Source organism: Falsochrobactrum tianjinense, from assembly GCF_019100495.1.
GTDB lineage: Bacteria > Pseudomonadota > Alphaproteobacteria > Rhizobiales > Rhizobiaceae > Brucella > Brucella tianjinense.
Map to the genome: position 1 here is coordinate 912,027 of NZ_JAHRVA010000001.1, position 13,410 is coordinate 925,436.

Genomic DNA, 13,410 nt, shown 5'->3' on the forward strand with positions numbered 1-13,410 from the left:
GAAACACTTGGCAACCGGGCCTATCGACGGTATAGAGCCTCATTTCCTCCCTTTCCATCAAAAGGTATCATAATGGCAATCGAACGTACCTTCTCCATGATCAAGCCCGACGCGACCCGCCGCAACTTGACCGGCGCAATCACGGCCAAGCTCGAAGAAGCCGGCCTGCGCGTTGTCGCGTCCAAGCGCGTCTGGATGAGCCTCCGTGAAGCCGAAGGCTTCTACGCTGTTCACAAGGAGCGCCCATTTTTCGGTGAACTAACCGAATTCATGTCTTCCGGCCCGACCATCGTTCAGGTTCTCGAAGGCGAAAATGCGATTGCCAAGAACCGTGAAGTCATGGGCGCGACCAACCCGGCTGATGCTGCCGCTGGCACCATCCGCAAGGAATTCGCCCTGTCGATCGGTGAAAATTCCGTCCACGGTTCCGACGCTCCGGAAACCGCTGCCGAAGAAATCGCTTACTGGTTCTCCGGTACAGAAATCGTCGGATAATAGCCAATATTGAACAAAAAAGCCGGGCATCGCCCGGCTTTTTTGTTCGCTAAATTTATTACTTTAAATCAAAGGCTTTGGGCGAGGGTGGCCAACTCTTCGCCATTCTCGTCGATAAGCACAAGCTTGCCGGTTTCCATTTTATAGGAACGGGTCTTGCTGAGAGCATCAAGGAACTTGCGCTCCTGATTCATAAGAGCAGGCGGGCACTGCATATAGGTTGAACCAATCTCGGCAAAAGAAATACTCTTGCCGGATATGACGGTCTTGCTGAAATAGCGATTGCAGCCGCCGGAGCCGCTTGCCGCGCCATCAGTATTGATTGTCAGTGTGGTCTGCGCATTGTCTATGACGCCACCGCCCTGAATATCCTCCGCAAGCCAGTCCCTGCCTTCAATACTGCTCGCCACCCTATCATCGGTGCTTTTGCGAACCATCACGACATTGATGTCGATGGCTGCTACGGGCTTCTCCAGATCGATGAAGTAACGCTCGTCATTGACGAACCAAAGCGTATCGCCTGCGGTAATGCGGGCTTGAAGTGCATAACTATGGCCGGGCTTGATCTGATCGGCATCGAAACTGATGGCGAAGGGAAGCGGAGAGCCTTGAACCGTTTCAATGCGTGTTTCGGCAATCGTTTTCGCTGGTGCGTCCGCGTGCGATATATCATTGAGTTGGACAGTGAGATGGGCTTCCGGCGGCAGCGCGATACGTTCGCGATAAAGGACCTTGCCGCTAACGATTTTCTCGGCGGCAATGCTGGCTGTTGGCATAGAAGTGGTGACAAACAGGGCTGCTCCGCCCAGCATGCCAATGCCGATAGTGAGCGCCGCCGCGATTGAAAGCGTTTTCATTAGTCCTTTTATCATTACCAGTTTCCGAAACTCTTGCCCCCGCATATTTCTTATGGCCGACAATAATCGAAGCTTCATGTGAAAATTGTGGCAGCGTAATTGGGTGCGCCTGAAATTCTCCCTTATTTTAGGAGCTTAAGTAGTTAATTCACAGTTAAAACAGGGAGCTCGGATATTTGGAAAATACGAAAGGCGATATCCACGGTTATTGCCATCGCTCAAGATTTTGTTCGTCTTCGGTCTTGGCCGCAACCCATCCGCCTTCCGTATGGCCGACAAGATGCTCGCGCTTCCAGAATGGCGCGTCGGTTTTCATGTAATCCATGAGAAATGAAGCAGCTTCAAAAGCAGCATTGCGATGGGCGGATGCGGTGGCGACAAGAACGATGTTCTCACCGGGCCTGATAAGGCCATAGCGATGGATGATCGAAACGCCCGCCAGTGACCAGCGTTCGCTCGCCTTATGGGCAATGCGGCGGATTTCGGCTTCGGCCATTCCTGGGTAGTGTTCCAGCTCAAGCGCTGCGAGCCTGCCATTTTCATCGCGGCAAAGACCGGTGAAACTGACGATCGCGCCTATATCATTGCGCCCCTCGCCGAGTTTGCGGATTTCGTCGGCAATATCGAAATCGGCACTGCGGACGCTGATCAGAAGAGGGCAGGTCTGTTGCCCACTCATCTCAGCCTCCTGTCATGGGCGGGAAAAGCGCCACTTCATTGCCGTCCCCGACCAGTTCGTTATGATCGACATGTTCCTGATTGATGGCGGCGCGGATGATGTTCTCGTGCTCGAAAGCGGCGGCATATTCGTCGCCACGGTTTTTGAGGTGGGTGATCAACCCGCCGACAGTCATCTGTGGCGAAGGAAGTTCGATCACTTCCTCACCCTTGCCGATTTTCTCCCGCACCCAGGCGAAATAGATGAGTTTTATGCTCACGAGATCAATCCATGACGTGTTTGAGGCCAGCGCGGAAATAATCCCATCCCGTATATAGGGTGAGAATCGCGGAAATCCAAAGCAGGCCGATGCCGATCTCGGTTGTATAGGGCAGAACCTTGTCCCCGGCAGGGCCGGCCAGCAGAAAAGCAAGCGCGACCATCTGGGCCGTGGTTTTCCACTTTGCGAGTTGGGAAACGGGAACGCTGACTTTCAACTCGGCCAGATATTCACGCAGGCCGGAAACCAGAATTTCGCGACAGAGAATGATGATTGCGGCCCAGAGGGTCCATCCGGCAATCGTGCCGTCTCCTGCGAGCAGTAGCAGGCAGGCCGAAACCAGAAGCTTGTCAGCAATGGGGTCGAGCATCCGGCCGATGGTCGATGTCTGCTGCCATATGCGTGCAAGATAACCGTCCAAGAAATCGGTGATACTCGCGACGGCAAAAATCGCTAATGCGGTCCAGCGGGCGAAGTCACTCGATTGCAGGCGTCCTTCCACGAAGAAGCACAGGACGACGATTGGCACGGCGACAATCCGTCCGTAAGTCAGAATGTTGGGCAAAGAAAGTGTATGATTTTTCCGCATTATACCGCCGCATCCTTTATTAGTGTCCATCATCATCAGGGATGGCAAAGAAAATCAACACCTGCGCTTATTGTTCTATTAGGACGTAATGCCGCCTGTGGAGCATTTTCGGTGCAAGTGCGGACAAATTACCGTTATCTGTCCTGAAAGTGATCGTGAATGGTGCGCGCCATGGCCTCCGAAATGCCGTCGATCTGCATGAGATCTTCAATTGCTGCCCTTGAGACGGCCTTTGCGGTCCCGAAATGATGTAGCAAAGCGCGCTTGCGCATCGGACCGATTCCTGAAATCTCATCCAGCGGATTAGCGACCATTTCCTTTTTGCGTCGGGCACGATGCGTCCCGATTGCGAAACGATGTGCCTCATCGCGCAGGCGCTGGACAAAGTAGAGCACCGGATCGCGTGGTGGCAGGGTAAAGGGTTGCTTTCCTTCAACAAAAAAGCGCTCGCGCCCAGCTTCCCGGTCGATGCCCTTGGCGATGCCAATGGCGGTCACAAGCTTGCCGATGCCCAGTTCGGCAAGAATCTGGCGCACCGCGCCAACCTGTCCCTGACCGCCGTCGATAAGAATAATATCGGGCCAGGCCGGGAAGTTGTCGTCCATTTCGGCGTCGTTCACTGGCACAGGCACGGCATTCTCCGCATCATGTTCCCTGCCATGTTCCTTGACCAGCCGCGAAAACCGCCGTGCAATAACCTCGCGCATCATGCCGAAGTCGTCGCCCGGCGTGATATCCGTCGAGCGGATATTGAATTTGCGGTACTGATTCTTGACGAAACCTTCTGGTCCCGCAACGATCATGCCGCCGACCGCATTGGTCCCCATAATATGCGAATTGTCATAGACTTCGATGCGGCGCGGGGCATGGGCCAGTTTGAACGTTTCGGCAAACCCTTTCAGCAGCCGCGCCTGCGACGATGTTTCGGCCAGCCTGCGCCCCAGCGCTTCGCGGGCATTGGTCAGGGCATGATCGACCAATTCCTTTTTCTCGCCTCGTTGAGGCACGCTGACCTGAACCTTGCGGCTGGCGCGTGTGGACAGAGCTTCCGCGATCAAGGACTGGTCATCAACCGTTTCTGACAGCAGGACGAGGCGGGGGCAGGGCTTGTCATCATAGAATTGCGACAGGAACGCGCCGAGCACTTCGGCAGGGCCGAGCGAACTGTCGGCCCGGGGGAAATAGGCCCGATTGCCCCAGTTCTGCCCGGTGCGGAAGAAGAAGACCTGAATGCAGGTCATGCCGCCTTCCTGATGGATGGCGAAGACGTCCGCTTCCTCGACCGTTTGCGGATTGATGCCCTGATGGGATTGAACATGCGACAGCGCGGTAAGCCGGTCGCGGTAGACAGCGGCATGTTCAAAGTCGAGTTCGGCTGAAGCTGCCTGCATGGCCGCGGCGAGATGGTCCTTCACACTCTGGCTTTTGCCGGAAAGAAAGGCGCGGGCCTCACGCACCAGTTCCGCATAATCCTCATCGCTGATTTCGTGCGTGCACGGACCGGAACAGCGCTTGATCTGATAGAGCAGGCACGGGCGCGTGCGGCTTTCAAAAACCGAATCGGTGCAAGTGCGCAGCAGGAATGCCCGCTGAAGCGCATTGATTGTGCGTGTCACGGCTCCCCCGGAAGCAAAAGGTCCGAAGTACTCGCCTGCCCGGCTGCGCGCCCCTCGATGTTTGAAAATACCCGGTGCGCGATGATTCCCACTCAGAAGAATATAGGGAAACGATTTGTCGTCGCGCAGCAACACGTTGAAGCGCGGGCGCAACCGCTTGATGAGATTGGCTTCGAGCAGTAGCGCTTCGGTTTCGGTGCGTGTCACGACGAATTCCATCGTGACAGTATCGTGGATCATCCGCGTTATGCGGTTCGAATGGCCGACGCCGCGTGCATAATTGGAGACACGCTTCTTGAGGCTGCGCGCCTTGCCGACATAAAGCACGTCGCCATCACTGTTGAACATGCGATAGACGCCGGGATTATTCGGCAGATGCTTGACGAATGCGTTGATAATGTCGGCGCCATTCAGACCTTTCGTGTCCGGCAGGCCGTCCGAACTGTCCCATTGAATCAACTCGACTGCCGAAGGTGCAGCCGGGATTTCCTCAATGGTTTCATCATCCTCTTCCATATCGGCTTCTCCGACGACGATACCGGCCACATCCATCTCGTCATCCGGCGGCAGGTGCGGGGCAGTGTCATCATTGGTTTTGCGAGGACTGGTCATTCTCTGATTCCTGCGATGTCCGGCGTCTCCCATGCCAGATGCTGGCCGCCGTCCAGTGCGATCATTTGTCCGGTTACGGAACGGCTTTCCCAGAAATAGCGAACAGTGCGACCAAATTCGGACAGATCGGGCGCGCGCTGCAAAGGCAGCCTGCTGATCTGCAATTGGAAGTCATCCATATTTTGCCGTTCGCTCGGCAAAGTGGGGCCGGGGGCAATGGCATTGACGCGAATGCGTGGTGCCAGCGCCTGCGCAAGTGTCTTCGTGGCGCTCCACAGCGCGGTCTTGGAAAGTGTATAAGAGAAGAAGTGCGGATTGAGCTTCCAGACCCGCTGGTCGATAACATTGACGATAAGACCGCTTGCATCGGCAGGCAGCGCCTTCGCCATTTCCTCCGCAAGGATCACCGGAGCTTTGAGGTGAACGTCGAAGTGGCGGTCCCACAAATGCATATCGAGATTGCCGATACCGTCATCCTTGAATAGCGAGGCATTATTGACAAGCAGCCGGATCGGCCCGATCTCGTTTTCCGCTTTGTGCAACAGGGCGCGTACCCCGCTCTCGTCACTCAGGTCGGCCTGCACGACGCTGGCCTTGCCGCCGCGTTCGGTTATTTCAGCCGCAAGCGCGTGGCCCTCATCGAGTGATTGATTGCAATGAATTGCTACCGGAAAGCCATGGGCTGCCAGATCTTCAACGATGGCTTTTCCGATGCGCCGTGCTCCACCCGTCACCAGAACAGGGTAATTTGCAAGCGGATGGGCATCTGGATTATCCAACACGGTAAATACTTTCTTATCGTGATTCATTGCTTCATTTCATGCCACTTTGCCAGATAAAATACAGCGAAAAATGGCGTCGTGCTCCTTTGCTGTTAATAAAAGTCTAGCAAAATCAGGGGGTTTGTTGCAAATCGCTTTTTGCCATTCGGCTTTATGGTGTCGGTAAGCACTTATATAGGTACGATCCCCAAGCGTTGCGAGAATGCAACATCGCAATTTAGCCATCTTCTCGTCAGGATCTCTTCACAGAAGGGGGCAGATCATGCCGCAATTACCGCCGATATGTCAGTCCGGTCAGCGCGGCATGGGTGGTTCACTCCCGAAATCGCCTACCCGATAAGGGACCGCGCCAAAGTAATTTTAGTCAAGGAGAATGCTATGCGCACTCTTAAATCACTCGTAATCGCCTCGGCTGCGCTGCTGCCGTTCTCTGCTACCGCTTTTGCCGCAGACGCTATCATGGAGCAGCCTCCTGTTCCGGCTCCGGTTGAAATGGCTCCGCAGTATAGCTGGGCTGGCGGTTATACCGGTCTGTATCTCGGCTACGGCTGGAACAAGGTCAAGACCAGCACCGACGGCACCATCAAGCCGGACGATCTGAAGGCTGGTGCCTATGCCGGCTGGAACTTCCAGCAGGATCAGATCGTATACGGTGTCGAAGGTGACGCAGGTTATTCCTGGGCCAAGAAGTCCAAGAATGGCCTGGAAGCCAAGCAGGGCTTCGAAGGATCGCTGCGTGGCCGCCTTGGCTACGATATGAATCCAGTTCTGCCTTACATCACCGCAGGTGTTGCTGGTTCGCAGGTCAAGCTTGACAACGGCATTGACGACGAAAGCAAGTTCCGCGTTGGCTGGACGGCTGGTGCTGGTCTCGAAGCCAAGTTGACCGAAAACATTCTGGGCCGCGTTGAATACCGTTATACCCAGTTTGGTAACAAGACGTACAACTTCGGCGGTGAATCGATCCGCAACAAGCTCGACACTCACGATATCCGCGTCGGCGTCGGCTACAAGTTCTGATTAGTCGATAATCGTACAGAAAAACCGGGCAGGAAACTGCCCGGTTTTTTATTATTCAAGTCTCAACCCTGCGGCAAAAGCCTGGCCAGTTCTGGATGAAGTTCTTCAAAGCGCCTCATCCAGCGTTTGAGTTTCGGCCGTCCGCGTTCCCATTTGCCTTCGAAGCGCAGGGCGAGATAGCCAAGTGCCGCAGCGACGGCAAGGTGGCCGCCATGTAATTTAGTGGCAAGGCGAGGAGGTGCTTCATTGAGAAGGTCGAGCGCGCGTTCGGCCTTGCGCCATTGCAGGTCGAGCCATGGCTGGTGCACCTTTTCCTCGGGTCGCATTCTGCGTTCATAAACATGGGCCAGCAGCACGTCGCACAAACCGTCGGCAATGGCCTCGAAACGTTCTGCATCGGTACGTTTTTCGGCATTGCGTGGAAACAGCTTGTTGCCGGAAGTGCGGTTGAGATATTGCGTGATCACGCGGCTGTCGAAAATACTTTTGCCATCATCGGTGATGAGCGTCGGAATTTTACCGAGCGGATTGGCATTGATCAGGTTTTCCGGTTCAGACGAAGTATTCACGGCGATGCTTTCAGCGGGAATGCCAGCGTAAAGTGCCGCCATGCGCACCTTCGCGCTGTAAGGCGAGGCGGGCGAATAAAGTATCTGGGTCATGGCTGTTCCTGAGAATGAATATTATCGGGTTGATGGCATAAGGACGGTGCGGCTGCGACAGGCATTGGCATCGACCTGTTTGCAATCGCGAAATTTCAGGTCTTTGCTCATGCAGATACGCACTTCCTGAAGATAGTTTCTTTTGCAGGAGACCGAAATTCCGCCCGCTTTTATGCCCGGATTGGCTGCAATAAAGGCTTTTTCAACCAACAAAGGCTCGACGCGCCGTCCGCTTGCAAGATTACGCAGGCTGGGCGGAATGTTCACCCGCCTACGCGCGTCACGCATGGTTGCAAAATAGTCGTTTTGCGTCAGTCCCGAACAGCTTCCGTGCTTGCGCCATTGATAGGCTGCAAGTCCTGCCGAAGGCATGATGTCGGAAAAGCGGGATATGATGTGGCGTGGGACATAGTTGCCGCGACTGCGGCTATTATCGAACGAACAGTTCGCCGGATAGCCCCATTCATTTTGCGGCCAAAGCCCATGGACGACAAAGCCGGACGGTTTGTTTTTGCTGCATTGCTGTTTGTTGGCTCGCTGGCCTTCCAGAGTGCAATAGCTTGGCGACCAGGACAACGCCAGTACATAAAAGTCAAAATCACCAGGGCGGCTATCACTCCGATCCTGTGCGGTCACGGGAAGCACTGCAAGTGCAGTTGCAATCACGGCGGCTGGGATCACCGCCAATTTGCGCAGCATCAATGCCTCCGGTCAGCGTAGAACGCGGCAATTCGCATCATATACATGCCAGCGATCGAAGCCGTCGACGCAGAATTCCACATTCTGCCCCACGCCCGCAAAGCCCTGACCTTCTTCGACCATGTACCAGACGGAACGATATTGGCCGTCACTTAAAACGGCTGTCGCCTTGCAATAGGTACGCTCGATTTCTGCCGGGTTGTTTTTCGGTTCATAGCGCGTCAGCCGGACATCGCTCATGGCGGAAATGCCAACCTGCGGCAGGTTTGGCACATGGCGCACCTGGTAGCCGAAATCGGCGACAACGCTGCGCAGAACGCCCTGTTGGCTGCACAGCCCGGCATCGACAACACCTGCGGGGGCTGGTGCGAGATAGTCAGCCGCGCTTGCGGGCAAGGAAACAATCGTCAGGGGAGCAACGGCAGCGACCAAAAGTGCTGCTCGCGAAAACTGTCCGATGCGGTTCAACTTGCGTTGCATGTCTTGTCCTGTCCTGCAATTCGAGCCTGAAATACTGCTGAGGCGCAGTTTCAACCAGCAATCCGCGTCGGTCAAGTACGATCCGTTTCGCCGCGTATCCATTGAACGCTGAAATTGCTCCCCTTTTCTTCGCCAAGCAACTTGGTAAGGCAGGGAAGCAGGATTTGCATCTCACTTTCCAGTGTATAGGGCGGATTGATGACAATCATGCCTGTGCCGTCAAGGCGCGGATCGGGCGAGGGTGCGCGAATCGCAAGCTCGATCTGCATGATTTTGGCAATTCCGGTTTCCCGCAGTCGCTTGCTGAAACGTTCGGTTTCCTTGCGCTCCTTGACCGGATACCAGAATGCATAGGTTCCACCAGGAAAGCGCCTATATGCTTTGACAAGTCCGTCAACCAGGCGATCGAACTCGCCTTCTTTTTCGAAAGGCGGGTCTACGAGAATGAGGCCGCGCTTTTCCTTGGGTGGAACATGCGCACCAAGGGACAGCCATCCATCCAGCTCGATCACGCGTACCTGAATGTCGCCTGCAAAAAGCCTGGCGAGCTTTGCCGCATCCTGCGGATGCAGTTCCAGTGCCGACAGACGGTCCTGCTTGCGCAGCAGATGCCGCGTAAGCAATGGCGAACCGGGATAGTGCCGCAGCCCTCCTTTCGGATTGACTGTGTGCACGGCTTCAAGATAGGGGGCGAGCAATTCCATCGCCTGTGGTTCGACTTGCCCTTTTTGCACGGCGTCGATCACGCGCCCGATGCCGCCGGTCCATTCTCCGGTCTTGTCGGCTTCGGTTCCGCGCAGATCATAGAGGCCGATCCCCGCATGGGTGTCGATCACACGAAACGCCTGCTCCTTGCGCTTGAGGTATTCGACAATGCGCGAAAGGATGACGTGCTTGACGACATCGGCAAAGTTTCCGGCGTGATAGGCATGGCGATAATTCATGACTGCGCTTGTTTCACGCCTTGCTCTTTTCGGCAATATCCGCGTCTCGATAATTGTGACATATAAGTGTCATCAATTGCTTCCCTCCGAATCGAGTTAGCCAATGTCCGGTGGCGTCCTGCTCATAGTCCTTTGTGGCGCGTTTCTTCACGCAAGCTGGAATGCTATCGTAAAGGGAAGTGGTGACAAGTTTTTCGCAGCCGCGAGCGTGACGGGTGCCGCGGGTCTTATTGCACTCTTTATCGTGCCATTTCTGCCGCTGCCCGCTCCTGCAAGCTGGATTTATATTGCACTCTCCACGATCACGCAGATTTTCTATATGTCGTTGGTGGCCGCTGCATATAAATCAGGCGATATGAGCGAAGCCTATCCGATCATGCGCGGCACGCCGCCACTGCTTGTAGCGCTGGTCAGCGGGCCGCTGGTAGGCGAGTTGATGGGCTGGAAGAGCTGGCTCGGCATCGTGCTGATCTGCTGCGGCGTGCTTGCTATGGCGCTGGAAGCGCGGCGCCGGAATAGCGCAACCTCCTCCCGCACGGCAATGCTCGCTCTGGCTAATGCCGGTTTCATCGCGGGCTATACGATCATTGATGGTCTTGGTGTGCGCGTTTCAGGCGAGCCGCTTTCCTATACATTGTGGCTGTTTCTGGTGAATGCGGCACCGCTCACCGGTTGGGCGCTTTATCGCGAGCCGGATCGGTTTATCCATTATGTGCGCCATCGCTGGCGTCCTGCCATCATCGGCGGAATGGGAACGCTCGGCTCCTATGGTCTGGCACTCTGGGCGATGACCATGGCCCCGATAGCCGTAGTCGCGGCCCTGCGCGAAACAGCGATCCTGTTCGGAGTGCTGATTTCCGCTTTCGTGCTGAAAGAGAAAGTCGGCCTGCCGCGTTTTTTAGCAGCAGCCTTGATCGTGCTTGGCGCGGTGACACTTCGTATCGCCTGAAAGTACTGCCACACAAACCTGTTCCCGTGGTATCACGTCTGCGTTAAAAGAGAAGCCATGAGCCAGTCATTCACGAGACCGAATATCACAATCGGCCATTCCGCCTGCCCGCACGATTGCCCGTCAACCTGCGCGCTCGATATCGAACTGCTGGACGAACGCACCATCGGTCGCGTCCGCGGCGCAAAGGACAACAGCTATACGGCTGGTGTGATCTGCGCCAAGGTGGCGCGCTATGCCGAACGCACCCATCACCCCGACCGCCTGAAACATCCGCTCCTGCGTGCCGGGCGCAAGGGCGGCGGAGAGTGGAAACAGGTATCGTGGGAAGCAGCACTCGATCTTGTTGCGGAGCGTTTTCTCAAGGCAGAGCGGGATTTCGGCAGCGAGACGGTCTGGCCCTATTATTATGCGGGCACGATGGGGCTGGTGCAGCGCGATTCCATTCATCGATTGCGCCATGCCAAGCGCTATTCGAACCAGTTCGACAGCTTTTGCACCAATACGGCATGGACCGGCTATTTTGCCGGAACCGGCAGCTTGACGGGGCCAGACCCGCGCGAAATGGCGAAAGCCGATGTGGTCGTTATCTGGGGTACCAATGCGGCGGCAACCCAGGTCAACGTCATGACCCATGCAGTGCGTGCGCGAAAGGAACGCGGCGCAAAGATCGTGGTCATCGACATCTATGCCAATGCGACCGTGCGCCAAGCGGATATGGGCATCGTACTCAAGCCCGGCACGGATGGGGCCTTTGCCTGCGCGGTGATGCATGTTCTCTTTCGCGATGGCCTTGCTGACTGGAATTATCTCGAACGCTATACCGATGATCCAAAAGGGCTTGAAGCCCATTTGCAGACCCGCACGCCAGAATGGGCGGCGGCGATCACCGGCCTGTCGGTTGTAGAGATCGAAGCATTCGCTCATCTCATTGGTCGAACACAGCGCACTTTCTTCCGCCTCGGTTATGGCTTCACACGCCAGCGCAATGGCGCGGTCAATATGCACGCTGCAACCTCCATCGCCTGCGTGACCGGCGCGTTCCAATATGAGGGCGGCGGCGCGTTTCATTCCAATTCCGGCATTTTCAAACTGGATAAGCGCGAGATCGAAGGGCGCGCTTTCCAGAAGAACGGAATTCGCTATCTCGATCAGTCGAAGATCGGCCGCGTTCTGACCGGCGACCCTGACGCGCTTTATGGTGGCCCGCCTATCACTGCCTTGCTGATCCAGAATACCAATCCGATGAATGTGACGCCTGAGCAGCGCCTTGTGCGTGAAGGCTTTGCGCGTGAAGACCTTTTTACCGTGGTGCATGAGCAGTTCATGACCGATACGGCGAAAATGGCCGATGTTCTGCTGCCTGCTACGACCTTCCTTGAACATGACGATATTTATCGTGGTGGCGGCCAGCAGCACCTGGTGCTGGGGCCGAAGCTGATCGAACCCTATGCCGAGGCGCGGCCGAATATTTTTGTCATCAATGAACTGGCAAAAAGACTTGGCGTTGGGCATCTGCCTGGGTTCGATCTGGATGAGCGCACATTGATCGACAATATGAACGCCAGCAGCAATCTGCCGCATTTTGATGAATTGAAGCAAAAGCGTTTCATCGATATGCAGCCCCCATTTGAAGAAGCGCATTTCCTCAACGGGTTTAGATGGCCGGATGGCAAGTTTCGTTTCCGCCCCGACTGGACCGGCAGTCCCGCGCCCAACAGGCCGCCTGAAGTGATGGGAATGCAGGGGCCTTACCAGACGATTCCCGAATTTCCCGACCATTGGGCAGTGATTGAGGCAGCGGACAATGAGCATCCTTTCCGGCTCGCTACATCACCCGCCCATAATTTCCTCAATTCGACCTTTGCCGAAACGCCAACGTCGCTGGACAAAGAAATTCGCCCGCAATTGCTCATTCATCCGGATGATGCCGCGGAGCTGGGCATTGTCGATGGCGCGCAAATCGAGATCGGCAATCATCGCGGGGAAGTCTTGCTGCACGCCTGTATTCGCGCCGGTCACAAGCGCGGCGTCGTGATTTCAGAAGGAATTTTTCCCAATTCCGCTTTCAAACGAGGCGAGGGGATCAATGTGCTGACCAGCGCCGATGCGCCCGCGCCTTATGGCGGCCTCGCCGTTCACGACACCAAGATCTGGATCAGAAAGCTGGTATAGAATAGGCCCCGCGCCACAAACATTTGGCGCGGGGTTTGAACTCAACCTACGTAGTTCAGCTTGAGCTTGGAAAGGCCCACGGCTGCATTGAGGCCCTTCTGGCCTTGCACCGAGATTGGTTGCAGCGAGATCGTCTTCCATGAACCGCCGGTCAGAATATTGGTGCCAGCGCCAATGCCGATGGCCGCATTCGCCGAAGCGCCGACATAACGGCCCATGAGGGCGCCTTGTGGGCGAACGGTTGGCGCCCACACGGCCCAGGCGATCGTGCCGCCATTGGTGAAGCCGATATCAATGCCGAGCTTGGTGATATTGCCGGTATAATATTCAATCGGGCCATGACCGCGTACAGGTTTGAATATGCAGTCGACATCCTGCTGGCTGCCGATGATGACGCCGATTGCTGGGGATATGTCGCAGGTCAGCGTGCCGACTTCCGAGCGCGGTTGTGTGCGTGCTGTATATGCGGGCGATAGAACCACATCCGCGGCTAAGGCAGGAGCGGTTAATGCAATGCCGGAAACGACGGCCATAGCTGACAGGAAAGAAGTCGAAAAACGGAGAGACATGATTATTGTCCTCTTCTGTAAAG

At 55.7% G+C, this 13,410-nt stretch carries 15 protein-coding genes; 4 read left to right on the forward strand and 11 right to left on the reverse strand.

Annotated elements, in window-relative coordinates; translation table 11 throughout:
* The first annotated feature begins 72 nt into the window (after nt 1-72).
* The gene (gene ndk / locus KUG47_RS04315; RefSeq protein ID WP_217676688.1) at nt 73-495 is read left to right on the forward strand and encodes a nucleoside-diphosphate kinase; all 423 of its coding nucleotides are present in this window, start codon (nt 73-75) and stop codon (nt 493-495) included.
* 68 nt (nt 496-563) lie between these two features.
* On the opposite strand, the gene KUG47_RS04320 is transcribed toward ndk, so the two are convergent.
* The 6 genes from KUG47_RS04320 to KUG47_RS04345 all read right to left on the reverse strand — a co-directional run bounded on the left by KUG47_RS04320 (nt 564) and on the right by KUG47_RS04345 (nt 5,916).
* Nucleotides 564-1,367: an META domain-containing protein gene (locus KUG47_RS04320; RefSeq protein WP_217676689.1), complete on the reverse strand. Its 804-nt coding sequence runs from the start codon at nt 1,365-1,367 to the stop codon at nt 564-566.
* A 190-nt stretch (nt 1,368-1,557) separates the two neighbouring features.
* The gene (locus KUG47_RS04325) at nt 1,558-2,031 is read right to left on the reverse strand and encodes a molybdenum cofactor biosynthesis protein MoaE (protein ID WP_217676690.1); all 474 of its coding nucleotides are present in this window, start codon (nt 2,029-2,031) and stop codon (nt 1,558-1,560) included.
* A gap of 1 nt (nt 2,032) precedes the next feature.
* Nucleotides 2,033-2,290, reverse strand: a complete 258-nt coding sequence (gene moaD, locus KUG47_RS04330) for a molybdopterin converting factor subunit 1 (RefSeq protein WP_217676691.1) — start codon at nt 2,288-2,290, stop codon at nt 2,033-2,035.
* 4 nt (nt 2,291-2,294) lie between these two features.
* Nucleotides 2,295-2,879 (reverse strand): CDP-diacylglycerol--glycerol-3-phosphate 3-phosphatidyltransferase, encoded by a 585-nt coding sequence (gene pgsA / locus KUG47_RS04335; protein WP_217676692.1) that lies wholly within the window; start codon nt 2,877-2,879, stop codon nt 2,295-2,297.
* Nucleotides 2,880-3,013: 134 nt separating this feature from the next.
* Nucleotides 3,014-5,107: an excinuclease ABC subunit UvrC gene (uvrC, locus tag KUG47_RS04340; RefSeq protein WP_217676693.1), complete on the reverse strand. Its 2,094-nt coding sequence runs from the start codon at nt 5,105-5,107 to the stop codon at nt 3,014-3,016.
* Nucleotides 5,104-5,916, reverse strand: coding sequence for an SDR family oxidoreductase (locus KUG47_RS04345; RefSeq protein WP_217676694.1), 813 nt, complete (start codon nt 5,914-5,916; stop codon nt 5,104-5,106). Before KUG47_RS04345 ends, uvrC begins: the two co-directional genes overlap by 4 nt.
* A 351-nt stretch (nt 5,917-6,267) precedes the next feature.
* Here KUG47_RS04345 and omp25 point away from each other — a divergent pair, with 351 nt between their 5' ends.
* Nucleotides 6,268-6,909: an outer membrane protein Omp25 gene (gene omp25, locus KUG47_RS04350; protein WP_217676695.1), complete on the forward strand. Its 642-nt coding sequence runs from the start codon at nt 6,268-6,270 to the stop codon at nt 6,907-6,909.
* 62 nt (nt 6,910-6,971) lie between these two features.
* Here the strand turns inward: omp25 and KUG47_RS04355 are convergent, their stop codons facing one another.
* The 4 genes from KUG47_RS04355 to KUG47_RS04370 form a co-directional block, all read right to left on the reverse strand.
* A complete protein-coding gene (locus tag KUG47_RS04355; RefSeq protein ID WP_217676696.1) occupies nt 6,972-7,571 on the reverse strand; it encodes a glutathione S-transferase in 600 nt (199 codons plus the stop codon).
* A 21-nt stretch (nt 7,572-7,592) separates the two neighbouring features.
* A complete protein-coding gene (locus tag KUG47_RS04360; protein WP_217676697.1) occupies nt 7,593-8,270 on the reverse strand; it encodes a ribonuclease T2 family protein in 678 nt (225 codons plus the stop codon).
* A 12-nt stretch (nt 8,271-8,282) separates the two neighbouring features.
* Entirely contained in the window at nt 8,283-8,750 is a 468-nt protein-coding gene (locus KUG47_RS04365; protein ID WP_217676698.1) for a phage portal protein, read from the reverse strand.
* A 71-nt stretch (nt 8,751-8,821) separates the two neighbouring features.
* The gene (locus KUG47_RS04370) at nt 8,822-9,694 is read right to left on the reverse strand and encodes a 23S rRNA (adenine(2030)-N(6))-methyltransferase RlmJ (protein WP_217676699.1); all 873 of its coding nucleotides are present in this window, start codon (nt 9,692-9,694) and stop codon (nt 8,822-8,824) included.
* Between the two features lie 103 nt (nt 9,695-9,797).
* On the opposite strand from KUG47_RS04370, the gene KUG47_RS04375 reads away from it, so the two are divergent.
* Together KUG47_RS04375 and KUG47_RS04380 are read left to right on the forward strand one after the other, a co-directional pair.
* Nucleotides 9,798-10,643: an EamA family transporter gene (locus KUG47_RS04375; RefSeq protein WP_217676700.1), complete on the forward strand. Its 846-nt coding sequence runs from the start codon at nt 9,798-9,800 to the stop codon at nt 10,641-10,643.
* Between the two features lie 57 nt (nt 10,644-10,700).
* Nucleotides 10,701-12,818 carry a molybdopterin oxidoreductase family protein gene (locus KUG47_RS04380; RefSeq protein ID WP_217676701.1) on the forward strand — a complete coding sequence of 706 codons (2,118 nt, stop codon included), beginning with the start codon at nt 10,701-10,703 and terminating at the stop codon, nt 12,816-12,818.
* Nucleotides 12,819-12,859: 41 nt separating this feature from the next.
* Here the strand turns inward: KUG47_RS04380 and KUG47_RS04385 are convergent, their stop codons facing one another.
* The gene (locus KUG47_RS04385) at nt 12,860-13,387 is read right to left on the reverse strand and encodes a DUF992 domain-containing protein (protein ID WP_217676702.1); all 528 of its coding nucleotides are present in this window, start codon (nt 13,385-13,387) and stop codon (nt 12,860-12,862) included.
* Between the last annotated feature and the right edge of the window lie 23 nt (nt 13,388-13,410).

Coding starts and splice junctions, on each gene's coding strand:
- ndk (WP_217676688.1), top strand. CDS start 73: ATGGCAATCGAACGTACCTTCTCCATGATCAAGCCCGACGCGACCCGC.
- KUG47_RS04320 (WP_217676689.1), bottom strand. CDS start 1,367: ATGATAAAAGGACTAATGAAAACGCTTTCAATCGCGGCGGCGCTCACT.
- KUG47_RS04325 (WP_217676690.1), bottom strand. CDS start 2,031: ATGAGTGGGCAACAGACCTGCCCTCTTCTGATCAGCGTCCGCAGTGCC.
- pgsA (WP_217676692.1), bottom strand. CDS start 2,879: ATGCGGAAAAATCATACACTTTCTTTGCCCAACATTCTGACTTACGGA.
- uvrC (WP_217676693.1), bottom strand. CDS start 5,107: ATGACCAGTCCTCGCAAAACCAATGATGACACTGCCCCGCACCTGCCG.
- KUG47_RS04345 (WP_217676694.1), bottom strand. CDS start 5,916: ATGAATCACGATAAGAAAGTATTTACCGTGTTGGATAATCCAGATGCC.
- omp25 (WP_217676695.1), top strand. CDS start 6,268: ATGCGCACTCTTAAATCACTCGTAATCGCCTCGGCTGCGCTGCTGCCG.
- KUG47_RS04355 (WP_217676696.1), bottom strand. CDS start 7,571: ATGACCCAGATACTTTATTCGCCCGCCTCGCCTTACAGCGCGAAGGTG.
- KUG47_RS04360 (WP_217676697.1), bottom strand. CDS start 8,270: ATGCTGCGCAAATTGGCGGTGATCCCAGCCGCCGTGATTGCAACTGCA.
- KUG47_RS04365 (WP_217676698.1), bottom strand. CDS start 8,750: ATGCAACGCAAGTTGAACCGCATCGGACAGTTTTCGCGAGCAGCACTT.
- KUG47_RS04370 (WP_217676699.1), bottom strand. CDS start 9,694: ATGAATTATCGCCATGCCTATCACGCCGGAAACTTTGCCGATGTCGTC.
- KUG47_RS04375 (WP_217676700.1), top strand. CDS start 9,798: ATGTCCGGTGGCGTCCTGCTCATAGTCCTTTGTGGCGCGTTTCTTCAC.
- KUG47_RS04380 (WP_217676701.1), top strand. CDS start 10,701: ATGAGCCAGTCATTCACGAGACCGAATATCACAATCGGCCATTCCGCC.
- KUG47_RS04385 (WP_217676702.1), bottom strand. CDS start 13,387: ATGTCTCTCCGTTTTTCGACTTCTTTCCTGTCAGCTATGGCCGTCGTT.